Raw genomic sequence first — 21,763 nt, 5'->3', positions numbered from 1 at the left:
AAACCTCTCCGTATTCTCTCTTAGTCTTGTTCAGAAATCAAATAGGAGTCCTATAGTTACACAGTTAGTTAATTATGAAAGTAATATTTAGCTTTGTACCACCTGGAGGAGGAGAACAAGATTATCAGTTGGAATTTGACCTCCCAGCAATTCCACAACCAGGTGACTATATTAAAATAATGCGTGATGGTGAAGACGGAGAAGCAAGTTATATTGTTCGTAGAACTTGGTGGAATCTTACTTGCAGCACTAGCAAAAACGATCTAAAAACTATCGTTGTAGAAGCAGAGTTTGCTAAAGGAGCATTTTTAGATTCTGCTTCACATACATTAAGTGTAGAGAGTTATGCCAGTCGTGGTTTTCAAGTCAAGGCTTTTGATAGCTCTACGTACTAAAGTCTAAAAGTATTAACAATGAATATTAAAGTAGCAATTTTTTTGAATATTCTTGCTAGCATTTGATTATTTAAGTTAATCTTACAGACATCTATAGGTAAAGAAAGTTGTGTTCGATCGCCTGTTAAATTCGGAGAAGCAGGTTTTTGATCTATTCTGGAAGAAATAGCCATCTAAAAGGCGCGGAGAATCATGGTTGTGAAGTTGCAGCGACCAATTTTAGTAGGAGGATTGGGACTATCCTTTTCTCTGTGGATGTTGGACAGTTGGCACGATTCTATAGTGCAGGTGGGTGAGTTTGGTTTATTGAGTGCCTTAGCTGTAGGTGGTGGTTTGTGGTTATTCCAACAAAATCGCCGGAAAGACAGTTTAGAGCAGCTAGATGGTACGCTGGTGGATCGGGCGACTGTGGAAAGTGCGATTTCTATTGCTGAAACTGTAATTAACCAACTAGCGCAAGAAGCAGAAAACCATCGGGCATTAGAGACACTCAGAGAACAAGTTGCCCAATTGTTGTTGGAATTAGACAGGCAAAAAATTAAAGTGGCTGTGACTGGCGGTAAATCTGTGGGTAAAAGCACTTTAATTCAAGTGCTAAAGCCAAATGTAGAGACAGGAGATTTTGTGTCTTTACAAGAGACAGCACCTTTGTTTAGAGAAGCGGGTGACAATTCAGATGCAGCTGTTTTAGCAGAAGTAGCAAAATCTGATTTTGTTCTATTCCTGACAAACGGTGATTTAACAGACTCAGAATTTCAAACCTTACAGCAGCTAAAAGCAGCAAATCAGCCCACGATGCTGGTTTTCAACAAACAAGACCAGTATTTAACCGATGAAAGCGCCAGCGTTTTGCTGTCATTGAAACAGCGAATGCAGGGAAATGTAGTTGCAACTGCCGCCTCTCCCATTGCCATCAAAGTCCGAAAGCATGAGGCTGATGGTTCTGTGCAAGAGTGGATGGAACAACCAGCACCAAATATTCAGCAGTTGACGCAGCAGTTGGGTGAAGTTTTGGCACAGCAGGGACAACGGTTAGTTTGGATAACTACTATGAGGAAAGCCTCTTTGTTGAAAGCTGAGGCGAAAAACTGGCTGAATGGAACTAGACGCGATCGCGCCACCCCAATTATTGAACAATATCAATGGATAGCTGCTGCTGCTGCCTTTGCTAACCCAGTACCAGCCCTTGATATTCTGGCGACTGCGGCAATTAATGCTCAGATGGTAATGGATTTGGGTAATATCTATCAGCAGAAATTTTCCCTAGAACAGGCACAAACTGTAGCTGGAACAATGGGAAGTTTGATGCTGAAACTCGGTTTAGTTGAACTTTCTACAAAGGCGATTAGTACTGTTCTTAAAAGTAATGCCCTTACTTTTGTTGCTGGTGGCGTAGTGCAGGGAGTAAGTGCAGCTTATCTGACTAGGGTGGCAGGGTTAAATCTAGTTGAATATTTCCAACAGCAGGAAATAGCAATAGATTCTGGGACTGGTTTGAATTTGGAGAATTTGCGGCAAACGTTGCAAAAGGTGTTTGGCCAAAATCAGCAAATGGCTTTTCTGCAAGGGTTTGTTAAGCAAGGTGTGAAGCGTTTGTTGCCAGAGGTGCAGCAGGTTGAATTAGTGGGTGTTCAAGACGCGGTAGCTTAAGTTCAGGCAAAGGCGCAGAGTTTTTATTAGCGTCTTTGCCTGAATTTCAAAAGTAGTTTGGAAGAATAAATAACCTAAAATGTACCCAAGCCTATTTTTGGCTTGGGTACATCCAATAATTATGGTGAGAGTTGCAAGTTAGCAAAAAATTGTGAATAAAGGTAGTTAGCTAAACAGCACCACTGTTTCTCTTAAACAGAATAGTTATAGTTTTGAAAATTAGCTTTAAATCGTATACCAAACTCCAATTTTTTTGATACTGCAAATCCAGGAGAATTACATCTTCAAAACTACGGACTGTAGAACGTCCATTTACTTGCCATTCGCCAGTCATACCGGGTTTAACATCTAAACGTTGCCACTCTGGTACTTCATAGCGTTCCACTTCATCGGGTGTAGGTGGTCGAGTGCCTACTAAACTCATTTCTCCTTTAAGGACGTTCCAAAATTGGGGTAGTTCATCAAAACTCGTTCGCCGTAAAAAGCGCCCGATCTTAGTAACTCTGGGGTCATTCTCATTCTTGAAAAAAGCACCTTGCACTTGGTTTTTAACTTCGGATTTTTTCGCTTCCGCATCCACACACATGGAGCGGAATTTCCAAATCTTAAACTGCTTCCCCATCCAACCACAACGGGTTTGACTAAAGAAAATGGGGCCAGGATCATTAATTTGAATAGCGATCGCAATCGGAATAAACAAAACTCCTGTAATTAATAAACCAATTACTGACCCTACAATGTCTAATAACCGTTTCATCCAAGATGCTACTGAAGGGTGAGTAGTGGGTAACTGCTCTACTCTACGGGAAGTTGTCTTCCGATTATCTACAAAGTCTTCTTGTTTTATTAGCTCACTATCGTCCACAGACTCAAGGGGAAAAACTTGATCCAATCCGGTGAGTTTTAGGACTGCCATTACCTGAGGTGTTACATTCCGCAGTGTGAATGTAATTCCTTTCGCCTGGACGTATTTAAAATTACTGACCAGGGCACCTAAACCACTACTATCCATAAAAGTAGTTCGGTGAAAGTCAATGATGATTTGCTTAGGATGTGAATTCGGCTGGATTAAGCCTTGGCAGGTTTGCTTAAAGCCTAAAGCCTCCAGCACGCTTAACCGCGTCGGCATCTGCATTATAGCCGTGTCGTTTAGGGAATTAACTGGAAAATCGACCTCTGTCGGTTGGCTAGTCATGAAGCTCTGCACTTTCGTTGCCATGTATAATGTAATCTGCCAAACATTATTTTGTCCTATAAAATTACTTAACCTAATATTGGAATTAGTAGTAATAAGGACTAATCGCTATTTACCGGGCTGAGATTGGAGATCGCCAGCGACGATTCACAATAGAACAAGAAGCCAAAAAACATCCTTGCTGTTGTGCCGACGCAGCGCGATCGCGTTGCTCTGAATCAAATGATTGCTAAAACTACGGTTACACCTACTGCACGCCTGATTGAGGTGTTTTCTGCCATTCAAGGAGAAGGACTGAATGTAGGGACACGTCAGATTTTTATTCGTTTTGCTTTGTGTGATTTGCGCTGTCACTTTTGTGATAGTGCCCAGACTTGGAATGCACCTGCGACTTGTCGAATAGAGCGATCGCCTGGATTGCGCGACTTTGAAATTTACTCTAACCCTGTCCCATTACCAATATTAATGGAATGGGTGGAACGACAAAATCTACCTTGTCTACACGATAGCATTAGCCTAACGGGGGGTGAACCACTTCTTCATGCCCCATTTTTAACCCAGTTTCTACCCCAAGTGCGAGCTATAACTGGTCTACCCATATACTTAGAAACTGGCGGACATCGCCCAGAACAACTAGCGATGATTCTCCCCTATTTAGACTCTGTTGGTATGGATTTCAAATTGCCTAGTGTTAGCGGCGAAAGTCATTGGCAAGAACATAGTAAATTTCTCCAGTTATGTTATGACTCATATTTAAATGTTTTTGTCAAGATAATTGTGTCTCAAAACACAGATCCCGCCGAGTTGGAACGTTCAGCTTTGCTGGTGGCAGAGGTTAGTCCAGATATCTCAGTATTTTTACAGCCTGTTACGCCTTTGGCAGCATCTGAACAATTTTCTTCAATACCTGCGCTTGCGCCTTCGAGCGATCAAGTTTTGACGTGGCAAGCTTTAATGAAGCGGTTTGTCAAGCATGTGCGTGTAATACCCCAGACGCACAAAATGCTGAACCAGCTGTAAAATTTGAGTTTTACAAAGATGTCGTCAAGAAAAAAGTAAGATTTTATGAAATGGTCATTGGGCTGCTGCCGCTAATCCAGGAGGCAGCAGTCCCCTCAGTAGGCATTTTTAGTCGGAGGTTGTTAACGATGAAAGTGTTTTATGTCAAAATATGAAGGGATTTGTGCCACCAGAAAAGCAGCAGAACCAACGGCAAAGGCTGGCCTAATACATTTTAGTTGGGGTATTTTCTGGTTAAAGCGGCTTTTCAAATCTGTTTAAAAGTCATTTGGGTATTTTTTGGGGTGGGCAATACCCACCCAACCTAATTTCTGGTTTCTACAGTGAGTCCTCATCTGTCGTTTTGGATTTAGCTTTTGCCTTATTGGCACTGCGTTTGAGGGCAGATAGCCTTGCTTCGTATTTCGACCGTTGGCGCTTACTAGGAGTGTTGTCAATCAGGGTTTTCAAGGCGCTACCCAGACTCTTGTAGGCATTGGGGAGGCTATAACCAAAACGAGTTGCCAAAGCGATCGCTTTCTCATCAGCATTGAGCAATTCTTTTAGTTGCTTTTCTCCACTATTCTTTTGGTAGAGTCGCCAGCCTGACACACCACATAGCGACAAAGCTAATACCAGCAACAATCCATCTTGTACCCACAATTCGCCCACAGCACCACCTAAGCCGATGGCTAGTGCTGCCATTTCCCAGCCATCTTTAGGAATTGTGTCATTTTGAACGCGAGCAACTTCATGCCAGAACAGCAGATTACGCTGATCCATTGCGAGGGCATCCCATTTAACTAAGTCAATTTGAATTTCTACCTGGTCTTTACCAATTTCTTCGCAGCGGACCAGGGGTGGATTGACGTCAGTTGTGCCTTCAACCGTGACCCAGCTTTGCAATTCTGGCGGTAGTAAGCTTTTTAACCGCCGAAGTTCACTCATTTCCGCTTTGGCAGAGGAGGTTGCATAGGATGTCATAATATCCAGCCCCAGAAAATTTCAGTATATAGTGAGGGTATCACTTTGGAGTATAGCGATTTAAGTGATGATCCGTCTCACTCGCTCTTAAAACTTCCTCGCTTTTTTCGCGCTTCCATTGCTTTTTCCAGCAAATCTAGCAATCCTGGAGCTTCCTCTTGGATACTGAGTAACAGTCTTTCCCCAAGTTCTATATTCCCCGGATCAAGACCTGTGTGCATCACTTCTTTCAGGCGAGGTATCGCTATCCCATCCACAATCTGAATTAACCCACTCAGACAACGGTGAAATTGCCTTTCTGTGAGAATCGAGTCTTCCAAGGGGAACTCAATAATGGCACGGATTTCGCCATCGGATGGGTCATACTCCCATTGCAACATTTTGGTTTCCCAAGAAATGGCAAGCATTGTCTGTAAAATAGCTCCCTTGTGGGGATGGTCTTGAATTCCTGACAGAACTTGAGGGGCAAATACCCGAAAAAATTTTCCCTCTTCATCCAGTTGGACAACTATTAGAAAATCTTCAAGGTTATCAGCCTCTACACCTGTTATAATTCGGTCTTCTTGATCATCCAAACGGTAGTCCCAACCAAGGTTGTCTAAATAGTTGGCAATCTGTTTGAGGTTAGCTCCCATAAAAGCCTCATAAGGAACGTGGAGCAGCTGTTAACAGACCTAGTTTAACCTGCTAGGAGTAGTTGTTTGGGTTGGTCTAGATACTTCTGATGACATAGAAGTATGCAATTAGGGCATTGGGCATTGGGCATTGGGCATTGGGTATTGGGCGTTGAAGATAGAAAAAACAGATGATCGTTCGGCGCTGTGAATAATATTTCCTGAACGACTCTTGCTCATTATTAAAGAAGTGCACTTCAAATTGTTGTTTCGCTAGGTTGTTAATCTATTACTGAAATCGGAATTTTTAAATCAAGCACCGCTATAAATTGGAAGTAAACCTGTGTCTGCTAAAGATGCTTTTCATACAGTTGTGAAAACAGCACTTGAGAAAGAGGGGTGATTAATCACTGCTGAAGCACGTTGCTATTTAGAATTAGAAGAACACGATACAGCACTTCGCCGCTTCCAGGAAGGGTCAATAGCTATTCGTTCTCGTATTCATAAATATGTTAAGCTTCTGCTTACTTTTAACCCAGCAGTATACTTACAGCCTCAGTTCAGAGGTCAGATTGATTTGCGTAGACTAACTCGAATTTACCAATGGCTAGACCCAACTTTGGATGAAAATGCAGTCTTCGATATGCAACGGATGAATCTATTCATATTGGCTCAAGACCCGAATAACTTGAAGTGGGTACAATCAATACCAGCAGCAATTTGGGATTTCAATATAGATTGGGTAGGAAAAGCAATTTGGGATGATCCTAAGCCGCAGATTTATGCACGTCTTCCAAAAACTTTGGAGGTAATGGAATCTATGATTGAAACCAATCGCCGTTTTGAATCTTACCAAACAGAAGTACAAGCAATATCCCAATTAGGCATCAGCTTTCATGACTGGCTTAAATTAACTCCATCTACAGAAATTAAACCAGACGACGCAAAATTAATGTACATCATTCCATCCAAACCTCTAGAGTTACAGCCTTCCATCTGAATTAAGTAGAGCATTTCATTGAATCGTAGCGAATTAAATTTAGCAAGACTCCACGTCACTCTGCGTTTAAAAACGCCACGATTCCTCTACACCTTGGCTAATTGCATTATCCATATCCTCAAGAGTTTTAGGTTCCCCTGGATATTTTAAATAACCTGCTACATCATCTAATTTAGTTACTGAAAAAAAATTGCTAGACTTTAATAAATCACCGACTTCTTGAGTTACTTCTATTTTAACTCCAACTTTTTTCATATTCTTCCAGATTTCTATATGTGGGAATAGATTGGTTAGTAACTACAGAATAAAGAACATCTGGGTCTAAATCTGCGCCATTATCCCAGTGAATTGTTCCCCATTCAGCGTTAAGTTTAACAGTTTTAAAATAGTTTAAATCTTTTAAAGGTGCAAAAATTCCTATAAATTTGATTAACTGGTTAATATCAACAATACCTTCTTTTCCGTCTTCAAACTTCAAATAGAGTTGATAGTTATCGTGAGGAATAACTTCTATAATGTCTTTAAGCATAATTCACTCTAATGGTTGAATTTTTTCTAAGGGATTATTTTGTCTTGCCAATTGCCAGTTTTCTCTAAGTTCTGATTTGTGCATAGCTGCCCATTCAACTACTAAACCAAGAACTCTAGGAGTGAGTTGACCTTCTAAAATTGATAAGGTTTCTATATCAATAATTGCCTTTTGCTGATTGTAGCGGACATGGAAATGAGGGGGCGGATGGTCGTTATAGTACATAGTAATAATAATCCCTAAAAAACGACAAATTTCAGGCATCACATCACTTCCTTAATTATCCTGTCTATTCAGCCATACCCATCTGATTGTAACTATTTTTAGGCCCTCTTCCTTTACGCGTCTGTGAGACAAAAAAAGGCGAACTGGAAAGTTCGCCTGTAACATAGTATTATGCTGTTGCTCAACACAAATCCAAATCTAAATCTTCGCTTCTTCCCTCACCAACTTATCCCAACCCAAATCTTTCAAATTATTATTCCGACGTAGCGGACGAGTCACCAACTCTAACATGTCACGCGCATTCGTAAAGCCGTGAATTTGAGCAAAAGTGAACTCCACAGACCACTTAGTATTAATACCGCGTGCTTCCAGTGGGTTAGCGTGAGCCATACCAGTAATTACCAAGTCTGGTTTCAACGCATAAATCCGCTGAAGTTGATTGTAATTATCTGGCTTCTCCACAATCCTTGGCAGAGGTGAATTCATTTCCTGGCAAGTTTTCTCCAGCAATGCCAACTCAGCAGCTTGATACCGCTTATCCATGTAAGGAATCCCGATTTCGTGAACAGTCATCCCACAACGGATTAAGAATCTTGCTTGGGAAACTTCCAGCAAGTTATCACCCATGAAGAATACTGATTTACCGCGAATCAGTTTCACATAATCTTCCAAACCTGCCCAAATTTGTGCTTCCCGTTCATCCAAACCCTTAGGAGTAATACCGAACACCGAGCAGATTTTCTCAATCCAAGCGCGGGTGCCATCAGGGCCAATGGGAAAGGGTGCGCCAATGAGTTTACACTTGCGGCGACGCATTAAGGTGGTAGCTGTGCGGCTGAGGAAGGGGTTGACACCAGCGACATAATACCCTTCTTCCAATACTGGCAATTCTGTGAAGCGCTTCGCGGGTAGCCAGCCGGAAACTTTGATGCCTTGTTTCTTCAGTTCCAAGGTTAACTGAGTAACTACGGGGTCAGGAAGGGAGCCAAAGAGAACTAGTGGTGTGTGATCCACGTACTCAGATTCATCTTGGGCGACATCTTCTTTCTTCTTACCGAAGTTGAGCAATTTAGCGATCGCATTGCGTTCACTTTTCTCTGTTTCCGCCACAGGAGCCTTATCAGGACAACGGTTAGCCATTGCGGCTAATACGGTGTCTTCCCCTTGGGTGAAGGCGTAATCTAGACCATTAGCACGCGCTACAACGATGGGAATACCGATTTCGGATTCTAGTTTCGGTGCCAAGCCTTCCAAATCTGTTTTGATAATTTCGGTGGTGCAGGTGCCAATCCAGACAATTACACTCGGATTGCGATCGCGTTTAATCTGCAAGCACAACCGCTTTAACTCTTCATAATCATTCAACTGTGCCGAAATATCGCCCTCTTCCAACTCTGCCATTGCATAGCGAGGTTCAGCAAAAATCATCACTCCCATCGCGTTTTGCAGGAAGTAGCCACAAGTTTTTGTCCCAATCACCAAAAAGAAGCTATCTTCAATTTTTTGGTATAACCACGCCACACAGCTAATTGGGCAAAAGGTATGGTAATTTCCAGTTTCACATTCAAAGTTTAAAGCTTCTGGTTGTTGAGCGACAGTCATTTTGGTTTTTCTCCCCTTGATATTTAAAGTTAGGAGTTAGGAGTGATAAGTTATGAATTTATGAATTATGAGTAATGAATTATGAGTTTTTATTACTAACTCTTAACTTTTAACTCCTCACTTTCTTTTAACTCCTAACTTTTAACTTTTCTTAACTCCTAACTCTTAACTCCTAACTCCTAACTTAATTAATTAAGCGTTGGGGAAGAGACGGGCAATTTCTGATTCATCAAAAACGCCTGCTGGCAGTTCTTCCCCTAAAAAATCGTTACTTTCTTCAGTCTTTTGCAAAGCTGTTTGCTCACCCCAGACATCTGACAACACGTCTTTAAACGCATTCTCATCTAATGGACTATCCTCAAGGGCCTGGTCGTCATCCAGCTTTACTTCGATTGCATCTGTTGCATCGAAGGCAATTTCCCCAAACTCATCTGCTTCTAGACTAGAGATTTGGAGAGACTCATCTTTTGAGTCGTGTTTGTTGGATAAGGAAATATCGCCAAAGGCATTTTCGGTTTCCTCCAACTCGCTGATCCCCAGGATTTGATCATCAGAATCCACGATTGCGAACTCTTCAACTACCACCACCGACCCAAAGCCATTTGTATGAGAATGTGTCAATGTTTCATCTTCAGACTTTTCCTCAATGACAACTGCTGAATCATCTCCGTATTTTTCCGGTTCTGGGTTGATGACAAAGCGATTGCCGAGAGCGAAATCTGGGTCAAAATGCAAATCCAGCACTTCAATCAGCGTATCGGCGTCAGGATTAAGTTTGGCAAAGGGCAACATTAACTGGGCTAGCTTTGGCTCTAGGGCGTTAACTACTCCCAGGATGAGGTAAGAAGGTGGTCGCTTCCCACCATCAGGGGTGTACACTGATTCTACTTGCATGTGCAGGGTAATCCAGTCCCGATTGTTCTGGAAAAATTGCAACCATTTTTGCTTTAATGAATCCGTAAAGCTGTGAAAGAAAGCCATATTATTGTCCCCCATCCTGAGAATTTGGTGATTTATACAATCATCAAGTCTAGTTCCTCTTCTGAATTAGGAACCTGGGGTTTACCCGGATTTAAATAAAAATCGGACAACAAAGAGAACAATTCCCGATCTGGTGAGTCGTTAGGTACAACACCTTCTGGACGCGCCAAAATTTGGTCAGCGATGTTGAGATAGTAATCGCAAACGTAGTCTAGGGAAGGATCTTGCTCTGCCATCTCAAACAAAGTCTTGCCTTTGACACGGGAAACACGGATATCTTCAATCAAAGGTAAAACTTCTAGAACTGGCATAGGCACTGCTTCTATATATTTTTCAATTAAGTCGCGTTTAGAGGTGCGGTTGCCGATTAACCCAGCTAAACGCAATGGGTGAGTTCGTGCTTTTTCGCGGACTGAAGCAGCAATCCGGTTAGCAGCAAACAAAGCATCAAAGCCGTTGTCTGTAACGATCAGGCAGTAATCTGCATAGTTGAGTGGTGCAGCAAAACCACCGCAAACCACGTCACCCAGAACATCAAAAAGAATTATATCGTATTCATCAAAGGCGTTGAGTTCCTTAAGTAATTTTACGGTTTCACCAACTACGTAGCCGCCGCACCCAGCACCCGCAGGTGGGCCACCAGCCTCTACGCAATCAACACCGCCATAGCCTTTGTAAATCACATCTTCCGGCCAGACATCTTCGTAGTGATAGTCCTTTTCTTGGAGGGTGTCGATAATTGTGGGAATCAAAAACCCAGTCAGGGTAAAGGTGCTGTCATGTTTGGGGTCGCAGCCAATTTGCAGCACTTTCTTGCCACGTTTAGCTAGGGCGACCGATATATTACAGCTAGTCGTGGATTTACCGATACCACCTTTTCCGTAGACTGCTAGTTTCACTGTTGTTTGCCTCTTATAGCTTTTTGTCAAACTTGTGGCTCAAACATTTGCCTTCACCTGTCCTGAGATGGCGATGCATATGCATAAGGTCTGTTGATGTCATTATTGGGCAAATTACATAGAAAAGAAAGTGGCTCTTAATCTGTAAAACGCTCTAATATAATGAATTACAGATTAATTACGTGATTTTGCTGTTTTATCAACCTTAAAGACTTTAATAGCTCTAAAAAAACTAAATAAAAAGTTTTTATTACTTATTTTTATAAAAATAGTTACAAAATAAAAAAAGTGAAATAGGCTTTTTTGAATGGTTTTTATCGAATTAGCTGATGGTTAGACAAGGTGTTTTCAGGACATTGGGATGCATCGTCAATGCTAAACAGAGGTATATGTAGCCCGATGCTGGAAATACTAATCCAAGTTGCGTTAGCGTAGCTCACCGTACCCCTACGGGGAAGCAAGCTACGCGTAGCGTCTGGTAGAGAAGGTATCGCTGATAAATTCCCAGTTTTCAGCCGCTAGCCAAGACCGTTAAATTGCTGCTTGAGAGTAAGTTAGTCTGATTTTGTAAAAAATTATTAAATTTACAGATATTGTCTAAGATTATTAATCTGGAAATGCGCGTTATTGTGCTACTACCGCCAGTGAAGGAGGCGGCAGCCCACACTAATGGGCATTCCCAGTCTCTAACTGGGAACGAGGCAAATCACGACACCTCAGTTTCAAGTTCCTGAATTTCCTGTAATGTTTGCCAGCCAGCTTGCCACTGGGAGTTATCTTGTAATAATTTGGCATTTATCCAAAAACGAACTTTAGGATCACAAGCAGCAACCATTTCGGCGTAAACCCACTTAGCCTGATTTTTCCGATTGACAACTTGAAAGTGCCGCCAGCCATCAACTTTTTGCTGTGCCGTCCACTTAGAACCAACTAGGTAAGGAAATTTCTGTTTTTTTGTCATTTGTAATTTGTAATTTGTCATTTGTCACTTGTCACTTGTCATTTGTCGTTGCTTATTTCTCCCTTGTCTCCCTTATCTCCCTTTACTACCCACTTCCCACTCCCAAAATGTCACCAAATCACCATTACGGGTAGCTCAGGTGTTGTTCGCGTAGAGCTATAATTTGAGGCAAATGATTCCAGACTGGAAGCATGACTACAGTACCAATCTTGCCAATCTTTGATGCTGATGGTGAAAAACTTATCGCGCCATTGCAGGGGATAAGCACTCTGTTGGCAAAACTGCGGGGCAAGCCCTAGATGCGTTAACTACTCAGTTGGGTGAAACGGAGTTCAGCGCACTGCTTATTATTCAAAACTTTAGCCCTGACCTATTTTTTAGTGCTAAACAACAAAAACGGTTATCAGAATTGATGAGTTTATGGGGGTTGGCACGAGATCAAGGGCAAGCATTACCACCAAAGCAACAAGCAGAATTGGATACTTTGATTGAGGCTGAATTAAGAGCAGTAGCAGCCCGAATAGCTGCATTGATACAGCAAGAGAGTTCATGAATCGGTATTAGGCTGCGATCGCACAACGAGCTAACCATCATTGTGACTACTGTAAAGCTTCTGAACTAATCTTTAATGATAATTAATGAGTTCGGCGACAAAAATAGTTTGTTTGGAGTAAGTCGGGGATTTGGCGGAAACTCAGCCGTGAGTCGATATTAGCAAAAGGGCATTTTCTCTTATTCTTGACGTGAATCTGACTGGGGTGGATGCCAACCAGCTTTTACCCAAAAACGACGAGCCACTTGAATCGAAGGCTCATCCCGACGTTCATCATTGAAGTCAAAGCGTTCGCTAGTAGCTCTCCCTATAGGAGTTATACCTACAATTTTTGTCCCGTCTTTAGTCCAAATAAAATGGTCAGACCATTGTTGCTGACGGGGATGAAATAGAGAGACTTGTTCTTGGGTTTTGGGATCAATACCTACTGTAAAATTATAGTGACGCTCATTACAGCGATGACAAGCTAATGCCAAATTACCCAGTTCATCAGAACCACCCAAAGACTGCGGCATGATATGGTCAATTGTAAAACGGTCTGGACTCAAGTATTCTGGAGAATGACAGTATTCGCAGAGATATTCAGCTCGTTTTCTTACAAGTCTTCGAGTTTGTTCGGACACCATTTACTTTTCGCCGCTAGTTGAGCGTTAATCAAGGTAAATATTCGCTCTAATTCGGAGATACCTACATATTCAGCTTCTTCTTCAAGAGTCAGTGCATCAGCTTTTTTCTTCTGTAACAGTTCTTCAAAACGAGACTGTAGCTCATCGGTAAATTTAAACAGATAAATGTCACCAAATTCGCTCATACTGATACCAGAAGACATTAAAGATGAGGGTTGAATCATCAATTGAGTAGTCATTGTGTGTTCACAGTGTCTTTGGTTCTATTGTGCCTCAATTAATCAATGATTATAGCCTTGTGGGTGGGTGCATGAGTAATAACAAGAACCTGCTAGCGCTAATTTTCGGAAAATTTTAACCAATATTCTAGATTTGTTCTTGCTTCACAAGCTACTTCTAGTAAATCTTTTTCTCGAACTTCTGCGAAAATAATTTGTCCATTATTAATTTTAGGAATTAAAAGGCATAAGCAAATTCTGTCAGAGCATTCCAGATTCTGAGAAATTTCTATACAAAGATTGATTTGTTCTAGAGATGCTATGACATTACTAGATTTAATTTCCGCAATTCCCATGTTATAATTAGCCAAAGCGAGCAATTCAGAATCTAAAATCCCATTTTGTAATGCTGTTTGCAACAAATTTTTAGCTTTATCAACATTATCATTAACTAAAAATAAGTAACTTAAATTAATCTGTATATGAATATCAGATGAACTATAATAATAGGCTAATTCACAGTTAAATAATGCTTCTTTAGAATTATTTTTATGTAAATATTCTATGAAAACTTTTCGCACATGATAGCTTGTTAGTATATTTTTATATTTTTCATCATATAACTCTTGAATTTTGTTAGTTAAAATTTCTACGGGAATTAATTTTACATTTTCTAACTCTATTGTCAAATCACCATTAATTTCATGAGTACGAGCTTTGATAACAGCTAATTTTTGTATGAGGTCATCTATTGCATTTATAAAGCTGGGTTTTTCTGGGTAATACCAAAACTTCACTTTTAGCCAGTCTAAATCAAACTTGACACTAACTACTGGAATTGTTTCGTTATCTCTATAATCTAACATTGCCTTATATAAAGGAATACCTAGTGCAGGATCATCGAATACATCATCGTTATTGAGTGACATATTGTTCCATAAAAGATTACGAAGATTACCTGTTGATGACACTAAAAACAGCTCTATCTGTTTTAATCCTTCTATATCTTTCTTGACAAAATCAATTTTCATATCAATTAATAACTCTAATGGTCTATTAGATAACCCCAGAGATACTTTTCGCTCACGAGCTAGATATTTTGCATAAATTTTATCAAAATCATCCCCATTAAAATCTATTTCATTTCCTTCATTATGAAACCTAATAATACTTTCTTTTAACAGGTACTGATATTCTTGCTCTAAATCATTCCTTGACCAGTTAATTTCAGCATTAAATACATATTCAATAGTCCACAGTTGTTCAAAATTAGCATTTTTGCAAGATGCAGTTAGTAATTTTAAAGCTTGTAATTGTTTTTTATTTAAATTACGTATCTTTGACAATATGGGACGAGTAGAAATATCTTGAAAATTCTCCAGTTCTCTTCTAACTTCTTCTAACACACTTAAGTTTAATTTCATTTTCGTTGATTGTTTCTTCTGTATCCTTCTAAATAAAAAGTGGCATATGAGTTGAATTTCATATGGCCGTCCTCCAGATAAATCATGGATTTCTGATACATCTCTGTAAGTTTCAACATCAAAAATTTCTTCTGGTAGAATTCCTAGTTTTTCCAAAGGTTTTCTAACACAATCTTTTGTTTCCTCTTTAGTTTCAAATTCAACGATATTTATTTTTTTAAATTGCCGTATAATTGGTGAAAATATTTGGTCTATGACTGGAAATAAATCTGGCGTACCAGTAAATACCAACATATAGCCAGGAAGATTCATGAAAATATTTCTGATTTTTTCTAAATGTACTCTACTTTGAGACAAAACATTGCATTCATCAAAAAGAAGTAATACAGGCTTGTTTAACTCCTTTTGAATTGCACGTAAATCTCTTTTATATGAGTTATCCGATAAAGACATGTTGATGTTATCAGAACTCATAGCTTTGGCATATTGAGTAGGAAATATAAAAGGACAAAAACTACTGTTTTCAGGAATTTTATACGCATTTATAACATTTAGATAAGTATCATATGTCTTTCCGTGTATGCCACCAAAAGCTCCAAATTCACAAGCTGCCAATAATAATCCATCAAATAATTTGTAAAAGAAAGCAAATTGAGTTTCAGCATCTCCCTCATCTAAGTCTATACGTACTGTACAAAAATTCCTTAAGTTACCCTCAATTTCCGTAATATTAAGTAAGCTTGTTTTTCCAGAAGCTCTTTGTCCTAACAATGCTAGATTAATCGGCTGAGGAGCAGTTTTAGCTTGTTCTAAATAATATCTAATTTCTTGCAATTCCTTTTCTCTACCAGCAAAAACATCAATATCTAATACTGGGTTTGAAAAGTCGTATGGATTATGAAATTTACTAAACTCTGTCATGATAAATATCCTAGCTATTGTGCCAAAAAGTTTGAAAATTCTTCCTGCAATAATATATATTTTTTATCTAAATCACCATTTTTAACCCATGCCTCTATTTGATAACCTAAACCTCGCTTTGTATGAGGAAGTTGACAGTAATCTTCAATTGCAATAAAGAAATCTTGAATAAAAATTAATTTGCAATCTAAGTAATCTTCATCAAACCAATAGGCACGAGATATACTTTTCCAAATAGATATGTCATCTATAGGTTTATAAGCTTTACATAAAGTAAATATTTTTTCTGCTTCTTGTTGCAAGTCTATGAATTGTGTTTTAATATCTGTTGCACAAGTACATCTTGACACTAACACAACCAATTTTTCTTGTCCTATAAATTCACATATTTTTGTATATGAACCTTTAACAATGTCAACATCTCTTTGTGTTAACTTGCGGTTATGTGCAATCTTGTTACGTATGGGTTCAAGTTCAACAAGTGTACCTTTTAAAACTTCTTCTCTAAAAAAAATAGATTTAAAAACATCTTGCCAATTATTTTTTTTAATTATGATTTTTTGTAAATCTGGAAAATCTATATAATAGATTTGATGGAAAGGAACAAATTGTGACCATCCGTAAGTTTTATCTATTTCGAGTCGTTTCTTAGAATTTTCTCGAATATCTGGTGGTACTCTTTGTTTATACCATTTGTCCCCTTCTAAATCTTTCAAGCATTCAATAATAAGTTCACGTAAAGCAGTTTCAATACAATACAAGTATGAATAGACTTCCGCATTTTCTCTTGGTATTAAAGTTTGACAATCCATACTCAGCAACTATTTTACAAGAGTTTGCAATCAGGTAGTACAACAGTATAACGTGTTTTTTATCACTGTACCGTTTCCCACATCCGTAACCCTACTGCAAACCCCTGTGGATACGTCTGCACCCCCTCTAGCACCGAATAAACCTGCAAAAACCCAAGTTCCATCGGTTCCACTGCCAAACTTAAAATCGCTGACTTTAAATCTCCTCTCGCATCAGGAGGCGCTATTAGTGAAACCGATACACCTTGCTTAAACGCTTCCTTCACCTGTTCTTGCCAGTTGGGTTCATCCAGCCAAACTGTAAGATTGCCCACTTGCAAAATATCCAGCAAAATTTCTCTATCAGAGAATGTTTAAAAGGGTATTTTGCTCTCATAGTTGGCACAGCGAAGCATCTTAGTACATGGCTAAAAGCTTGAGAATCGCAAATGGAAAATCGAAATTAGGGGAAAATACCACTTTCACAAGATGTGAACACCGATCTAGGCGATCGCCCCCTTCTTCTTACAATATCCATTATGAGAACAAAAATTTTCTTTTCCTTAAGGTCTAACCTACAGAAAGCCACCGTGGACTGAGGTCAGCCGCGCAAAGCGCTTTTACGATGTCTAATATGGTTCGTTCCTGAAAAAGCCTATGCAACCTACTAATCCTGACCAATTTACAGAAAAAGCCTGGGAAGCGATCGCCCATACCCCCGATATTGTTAAGCAATATCAACAACAGCAGATAGAAAGTGAACACCTGATGAAAGCGCTGCTAGAACAAGATGGTCTAGCAACTGGGATTCTCACTAAGGCAGGTATTAATCTTCAAAAACTGCGCGATCGCACTGAACAATTTTTCCAACGTCAGCCGAAAGTATCCGGTACTAGCAGTTCAGTATACTTGGGACGCAGCTTGGATACACTTCTAGATCGGGCAGATGCGTATCGCAAAGAGTTTCAAGATGAATATATTTCAATTGAACACTTACTGCTGGCTTACGTTAAAGATGACCGCTTTGGCAAAGGTTTTTTCCAAGAATTTGGTTTAGACGAAGCCAAGCTAAAAAATATTATTAAACAAATTCGGGGGAGCCAAAAAGTGACCGACCAAAATCCAGAAGGCAAATACGAAGCACTGGAAAAATACGGACGTGATCTCACAGAAGCGGCCCATAAAGGTCAACTCGATCCAGTGATTGGGCGGGATGATGAGATTCGGCGCACCATCCAAATTTTATCACGCCGCACTAAGAATAACCCCGTGCTAATTGGTGAACCGGGTGTTGGTAAAACTGCGATCGCCGAAGGATTAGCACAGCGCATTATTGCAGGTGATGTACCTCAATCTCTCAAAGACCGCAAGCTGATCGCTTTAGATATGGGTGCTTTGATTGCAGGGGCAAAATTCCGGGGTGAATTTGAAGAACGCCTGAAAGCAGTATTAAAAGAAGTTACCGAATCTGGCGGTAAGATTGTTTTATTTATTGATGAAATTCACACCGTTGTCGGCGCTGGTGCAACCCAAGGCGCGATGGATGCGGGTAACTTGTTAAAACCGATGTTGGCGCGGGGCGAATTGCGTTGTATTGGCGCGACAACGTTGGATGAATACCGCAAATATATCGAAAAAGATGCCGCACTGGAAAGACGCTTCCAGCAAGTTTATGTGGATCAGCCGAGTGTAGAAGATAGTATTTCGATTTTGCGTGGGTTGAGAGAACGTTATGAAAACCATCACGGGGTGAAGATTTCTGATAGTGCTTTAGTTGCAGCGGCCATTTTGTCGAGTCGTTATATTAGCGATCGCTTCTTACCAGATAAAGCAATTGACTTGGTAGATGAAGCCGCCGCTAGATTAAAAATGGAGATTACCTCCAAACCAGAAGAACTTGACGAAATTGATCGCAAGATTCTGCAATTGGAAATGGAGAAGCTTTCGCTGCAAAAAGAAAGCGATGCAGCTTCTCGTGAACGTCTAGAAAGACTGGAAAAAGAAATTGCCGATCTCAAAGAAGAACAAAGAACACTGAATACTCAATGGCAATCAGAAAAAGACATTATTGACAAAATTCAGTCTGTTAAAAAAGAGATTGAGCAAGCAAATTTAGAGATTCAGCAAGCAGAACGCGACTACGATCTTAACCGCGCTGCGGAGTTGAAATACGGCACTTTAACCAGTTTACATCGTCAATTGGAAGCAGTAGAAGCTGAATTGGCAAGCACTCAAAGAAGTGGTAAATCACTATTACGGGAAGAAGTCACAGAAGGTGATATTGCTGAAATTATTTCTAAATGGACAGGGATTCCGATTAGCAAGTTGGTGGAATCGGAGAAAGAGAAACTGCTGCATTTAGAAGATGAACTGCACCACCGCGTGATAGGACAAGAAGAAGCAGTCACAGCTGTCGCGGATGCAATTCAGCGATCGCGAGCTGGACTGGCTGATCCTAATCGTCCCATCGCTAGCTTTGTTTTCCTTGGGCCTACGGGTGTAGGTAAAACCGAGTTGGCGAAAGCGCTGGCGGCGTATATGTTCGATAGCGAAGATGCGCTGGTGCGAATCGATATGTCGGAGTATATGGAAAAACACGCCGTCTCTCGCTTAATCGGTGCGCCTCCAGGATACGTAGGTTATGAAGAAGGGGGACAACTTACAGAAGCGATTCGGCGCCGTCCTTACTCAGTGATTCTCTTCGACGAAATCGAAAAAGCACACCCCGATGTATTTAATATCTTCCTGCAAATTCTCGATGATGGTCGCGTCACTGATGCTCAAGGTCATAAGGTGGACTTCAAAAACGCTATTATCATCATGACTAGCAACATCGGTTCGCAATACATTCTTGATCTCGCCGGAGATAACGCCCATTACGACGAAATGCGCCGTCGAGTCATGGAAGCGATGCGAAATAGCTTCCGTCCAGAGTTCCTGAACCGGATTGACGAAATTATCATCTTCCACGGCTTAGATAAGAAGGAATTGCGGCAAATTGTGCTACTGCAAGTGGAGAGATTGCGCCAAAGACTTAGCGATCGCAAAATATCCCTCAAACTTTCGGATATTGCACTTGACTTTTTAGCAGAAGTAGGGTATGACCCAGTATATGGGGCGCGTCCACTGAAGCGAGCCATTCAACGGGAGTTAGAAACTCAAATTGCTAAATCCATCTTGCGCGGCGAATTCAACGACGGCAACACCATCTTTGTAGATGTGCAAAATGAGCGTCTTTCTTTTAGTCGCTTACCTGTTGAGGTATTTACTAGCTAATTGAAAATAATCTCACGCCAAGACGCAAAGTCAATTAAGAGCGTCTTGGCGTTTTTTTGTGAAACATTCGTGGGGTAATAATTACGAATTATTTTGACTCTTACAAAGCACTTGTCGCATTTTACGCATATTTGCAGGCAACTCTAAGTTCATTGCTTGTTGAATAAAAATTGATGGAATTGGAATCAGAGGTGTAGCTTGCACAGTATAAGCAAGGATTGTGCCACTACCACAATCTTTTAGTTCTAAATTGGCGTTAAAGTCCTCAAAAGTCCCTTTTACCATGCGAAATTGGATTTGCTGCCCCAACACTTCTACAACGTTGAGGTAAATTTCTACTTGAGCTGTGAAAAAGAAAAAGGCTTTTTGTGCTGCTTGATACAGCCATTTGGCTTCACCTTTGTGTGATATCTCGCTTTTAGTGATATCGGGAAAATATTGCACCCACCGGGGATAATCAGTTAATTGCTGCCAAACTTGCGATCGCACCATCGGCAAATACATCCAGGCTGTGACAGCGCCACCCCACATCTTGTGCGATCGCGTTTCTACCAAAATTTCACCCTGTACTAGTAACCTTTGCTTGTCTTGACTCCAAGCCATATCTGAACCTGTAATAATTGAGTCTAAGATATAAGATGCAGACATAATGATTTTAGTTACTCCTCAACTCATCCACCTAACGGTGTTGAAACTACAAGCCATAAAACTTGATTTAGATCCAACCCATTAAATTTTAATTCCAGTGTAGTGCCTATCTTTTCTGGAAAGGGTGATTTTTTGGTAATTATTTCAGACAGCTTACTCTAAAAACTGTATTTCTGATCACAATTAACGCAATTAATACTTAAGTAAGTGTTGTCAGAGTAATATTTGTAGATGAAAAATTCAGTTATTAACAGCTGAAATGTCACAAACACGACCTAATATCAAGCAACTTACCCCAACGTCTGGATAGCATTTCTCGATTTTTACGTGTTATTTATGATCCAACTGCAACTTCATCGTAACTTCATGTCTTAATTGTCAATATCAAGGGTAATGTCTGTTGAGTTGAGAGGAAAAGTAGGTGAGTCAATCTTCTTTAAATCGTAGATTAATCCAGATTTTTGGTATCCTTCTCGGCATTAGCGTCGCCGTTTGGGTACTGAGAGGCTTTGGGATTCTCACTTTTATTCCAGGTGGAATTATTTGGCTATTGCTACTTGGGGCGATCGCGATCGGGATTATCAGTTATGTCCAAAGGAGATGGTGGCGTTTTTAATCTGATTTATGAAGGAGTCATTAGTCATTGGTCATTAGTCATTAGTCATTAGTCATTAGTCTAAGATACAAGAGTTTTTGGTACATACCTCCCCCCTGGCGATGCCCTGAGCTTGCCCTTTGCGTAGCGCAACGGATAGCGCCACGGAGAGCGAGTCCGCGAGCGTCGGAAACCTCCGCTCAGACTTTGCGCTAAATTGATTTATGGGGATTTTTAATTTTTAATTTTTAATTTTTAATTCCCCATTCGCGTAGCGTCTCCAAGAGTTGGGGTTGACTCTCGCGTTGCGGTTTGATTTGATGATTTTCATGCCGTAGTCTCGTTTAAGAATTGTAGCGTGCCTATTTTGACTCACTGCCAAAAGTCTTTAATGGTGAAGCAATGGCAACAATTTACTAGGGGAAACGAACATGGCAAAGTATAAATGTACTGTTTGCGCCTATGAATATGACCCAGAAGTAGGCGATCCAGATAGCGGTATAGAACCGGGGACAGCTTTTGAAGATATACCAGATGATTGGGTATGTCCCACTTGCGGTGCTCAAAAATCAGACTTTGAACCCGATGAAGACTGAAGTTGAAGAAGAATTCAGAAGTCAGAATACATTCGTCAGAATCAAGACGCTCTCTACGAGACGCTAAAAGCGAACGCGGAC

General features: G+C 40.4%; 24 protein-coding genes. 8 read left to right on the top strand and 16 right to left on the bottom strand.

Features of this window, described 5'->3' with window-relative positions; genetic code table 11:
• Positions 1–74 precede the first annotated feature (74 nt).
• Together PUQ00_RS26620 and PUQ00_RS26615 are read left to right on the top strand one after the other, a co-directional pair.
• A complete protein-coding gene (locus PUQ00_RS26620; RefSeq protein WP_300422314.1) occupies positions 75–395 on the top strand; it encodes a hypothetical protein in 321 nt (106 codons plus the stop codon).
• Positions 396–587: 192 nt separating this feature from the next.
• Entirely contained in the window at positions 588–2,045 is a 1,458-nt protein-coding gene (locus PUQ00_RS26615) for a DUF697 domain-containing protein (RefSeq protein WP_300422312.1), read from the top strand.
• Positions 2,046–2,214: 169 nt separating this feature from the next.
• Here the strand turns inward: PUQ00_RS26615 and PUQ00_RS26610 are convergent, their stop codons facing one another.
• Complete coding sequence (locus PUQ00_RS26610; protein WP_300422311.1) at positions 2,215–3,264, bottom strand: sugar transferase; 1,050 nt, start codon at positions 3,262–3,264, stop codon at positions 2,215–2,217.
• Between the two features lie 198 nt (positions 3,265–3,462).
• Between PUQ00_RS26610 and PUQ00_RS26605 the strand changes: the two genes are divergently transcribed.
• The gene (locus tag PUQ00_RS26605) at positions 3,463–4,260 is read left to right on the top strand and encodes a 7-carboxy-7-deazaguanine synthase QueE (protein WP_300422317.1); all 798 of its coding nucleotides are present in this window, start codon (positions 3,463–3,465) and stop codon (positions 4,258–4,260) included.
• Between the two features lie 318 nt (positions 4,261–4,578).
• Here the strand turns inward: PUQ00_RS26605 and PUQ00_RS26600 are convergent, their stop codons facing one another.
• Both PUQ00_RS26600 and PUQ00_RS26595 read right to left on the bottom strand, forming a co-directional pair.
• The gene (locus PUQ00_RS26600) at positions 4,579–5,223 is read right to left on the bottom strand and encodes a DUF3318 domain-containing protein (RefSeq protein ID WP_300422309.1); all 645 of its coding nucleotides are present in this window, start codon (positions 5,221–5,223) and stop codon (positions 4,579–4,581) included.
• A 77-nt stretch (positions 5,224–5,300) separates the two neighbouring features.
• Positions 5,301–5,858 carry a hypothetical protein gene (locus tag PUQ00_RS26595; RefSeq protein ID WP_300422308.1) on the bottom strand — a complete coding sequence of 186 codons (558 nt, stop codon included), beginning with the start codon at positions 5,856–5,858 and terminating at the stop codon, positions 5,301–5,303.
• A 556-nt stretch (positions 5,859–6,414) separates the two neighbouring features.
• Here PUQ00_RS26595 and PUQ00_RS26590 point away from each other — a divergent pair.
• Positions 6,415–6,837: a hypothetical protein gene (locus tag PUQ00_RS26590; protein WP_300422306.1), complete on the top strand. Its 423-nt coding sequence runs from the start codon at positions 6,415–6,417 to the stop codon at positions 6,835–6,837.
• Positions 6,838–6,903: 66 nt separating this feature from the next.
• Here the strand turns inward: PUQ00_RS26590 and PUQ00_RS26585 are convergent, their stop codons facing one another.
• The 7 genes from PUQ00_RS26585 to PUQ00_RS26555 form a co-directional block, all read right to left on the bottom strand.
• The gene (locus tag PUQ00_RS26585) at positions 6,904–7,092 is read right to left on the bottom strand and encodes a hypothetical protein (protein WP_300422305.1); all 189 of its coding nucleotides are present in this window, start codon (positions 7,090–7,092) and stop codon (positions 6,904–6,906) included.
• The gene (locus PUQ00_RS26580) at positions 7,073–7,366 is read right to left on the bottom strand and encodes a DUF2442 domain-containing protein (protein ID WP_300422304.1); all 294 of its coding nucleotides are present in this window, start codon (positions 7,364–7,366) and stop codon (positions 7,073–7,075) included. Before PUQ00_RS26580 ends, PUQ00_RS26585 begins: the two co-directional genes overlap by 20 nt.
• 3 nt (positions 7,367–7,369) lie before the next feature.
• Entirely contained in the window at positions 7,370–7,630 is a 261-nt protein-coding gene (locus PUQ00_RS26575) for a DUF4160 domain-containing protein (protein WP_300422303.1), read from the bottom strand.
• A 159-nt stretch (positions 7,631–7,789) separates the two neighbouring features.
• On the bottom strand, positions 7,790–9,193 hold the full coding sequence (locus tag PUQ00_RS26570) for a ferredoxin:protochlorophyllide reductase (ATP-dependent) subunit N (RefSeq protein WP_300422302.1): 1,404 nt from the start codon (positions 9,191–9,193) through the stop codon (positions 7,790–7,792).
• 192 nt (positions 9,194–9,385) lie between these two features.
• Complete coding sequence (locus PUQ00_RS26565) at positions 9,386–10,174, bottom strand: DUF5331 domain-containing protein (RefSeq protein WP_300422300.1); 789 nt, start codon at positions 10,172–10,174, stop codon at positions 9,386–9,388.
• Between the two features lie 32 nt (positions 10,175–10,206).
• The gene (gene bchL / locus PUQ00_RS26560; RefSeq protein ID WP_300422298.1) at positions 10,207–11,073 is read right to left on the bottom strand and encodes a ferredoxin:protochlorophyllide reductase (ATP-dependent) iron-sulfur ATP-binding protein; all 867 of its coding nucleotides are present in this window, start codon (positions 11,071–11,073) and stop codon (positions 10,207–10,209) included.
• Positions 11,074–11,779: 706 nt separating this feature from the next.
• Positions 11,780–12,034 (bottom strand): TIGR02450 family Trp-rich protein, encoded by a 255-nt coding sequence (locus PUQ00_RS26555; protein WP_292759785.1) that lies wholly within the window; start codon positions 12,032–12,034, stop codon positions 11,780–11,782.
• A 412-nt stretch (positions 12,035–12,446) separates the two neighbouring features.
• On the opposite strand from PUQ00_RS26555, the gene PUQ00_RS26550 reads away from it, so the two are divergent.
• Entirely contained in the window at positions 12,447–12,587 is a 141-nt protein-coding gene (locus PUQ00_RS26550) for a hypothetical protein (RefSeq protein ID WP_300422296.1), read from the top strand.
• A 179-nt stretch (positions 12,588–12,766) separates the two neighbouring features.
• Here PUQ00_RS26550 and PUQ00_RS26545 read toward each other — a convergent pair whose 3' ends face one another.
• The 5 genes from PUQ00_RS26545 to PUQ00_RS26525 form a co-directional block, all read right to left on the bottom strand.
• Entirely contained in the window at positions 12,767–13,213 is a 447-nt protein-coding gene (locus tag PUQ00_RS26545; protein WP_300422294.1) for an HNH endonuclease signature motif containing protein, read from the bottom strand.
• Positions 13,183–13,452, bottom strand: coding sequence for a hypothetical protein (locus PUQ00_RS26540; RefSeq protein ID WP_300422292.1), 270 nt, complete (start codon positions 13,450–13,452; stop codon positions 13,183–13,185). Before PUQ00_RS26540 ends, PUQ00_RS26545 begins: the two co-directional genes overlap by 31 nt.
• A 98-nt stretch (positions 13,453–13,550) precedes the next feature.
• Entirely contained in the window at positions 13,551–15,776 is a 2,226-nt protein-coding gene (locus tag PUQ00_RS26535) for a hypothetical protein (RefSeq protein WP_300422291.1), read from the bottom strand.
• A gap of 14 nt (positions 15,777–15,790) precedes the next feature.
• A complete protein-coding gene (locus PUQ00_RS26530; RefSeq protein ID WP_300422289.1) occupies positions 15,791–16,588 on the bottom strand; it encodes a Swt1 family HEPN domain-containing protein in 798 nt (265 codons plus the stop codon).
• Between the two features lie 62 nt (positions 16,589–16,650).
• Complete coding sequence (locus tag PUQ00_RS26525; RefSeq protein WP_300422287.1) at positions 16,651–16,920, bottom strand: hypothetical protein; 270 nt, start codon at positions 16,918–16,920, stop codon at positions 16,651–16,653.
• A 304-nt stretch (positions 16,921–17,224) separates the two neighbouring features.
• On the opposite strand from PUQ00_RS26525, the gene clpB reads away from it, so the two are divergent.
• Positions 17,225–19,843 carry an ATP-dependent chaperone ClpB gene (gene clpB / locus PUQ00_RS26520; protein WP_300422285.1) on the top strand — a complete coding sequence of 873 codons (2,619 nt, stop codon included), beginning with the start codon at positions 17,225–17,227 and terminating at the stop codon, positions 19,841–19,843.
• Positions 19,844–19,924: 81 nt separating this feature from the next.
• Here clpB and PUQ00_RS26515 read toward each other — a convergent pair whose 3' ends face one another.
• On the bottom strand, positions 19,925–20,491 hold the full coding sequence (locus tag PUQ00_RS26515) for an SRPBCC family protein (protein ID WP_300422284.1): 567 nt from the start codon (positions 20,489–20,491) through the stop codon (positions 19,925–19,927).
• Positions 20,492–20,912: 421 nt separating this feature from the next.
• Between PUQ00_RS26515 and PUQ00_RS26510 the strand changes: the two genes are divergently transcribed.
• Positions 20,913–21,107, top strand: coding sequence for a hypothetical protein (locus PUQ00_RS26510; RefSeq protein WP_300422283.1), 195 nt, complete (start codon positions 20,913–20,915; stop codon positions 21,105–21,107).
• Positions 21,108–21,517: 410 nt separating this feature from the next.
• Entirely contained in the window at positions 21,518–21,682 is a 165-nt protein-coding gene (rd, locus tag PUQ00_RS26505; protein ID WP_300422282.1) for a rubredoxin, read from the top strand.
• Positions 21,683–21,763 lie beyond the last annotated feature (81 nt).

It is taken from the genome of Nostoc sp. S13 (assembly GCF_029379315.1).
GTDB lineage: Bacteria > Cyanobacteriota > Cyanobacteriia > Cyanobacteriales > Nostocaceae > Nostoc.
The sequence above is the reverse complement of the archived record's forward strand: the minus strand, read 5'-3'. Positions and strand labels throughout refer to the sequence as shown.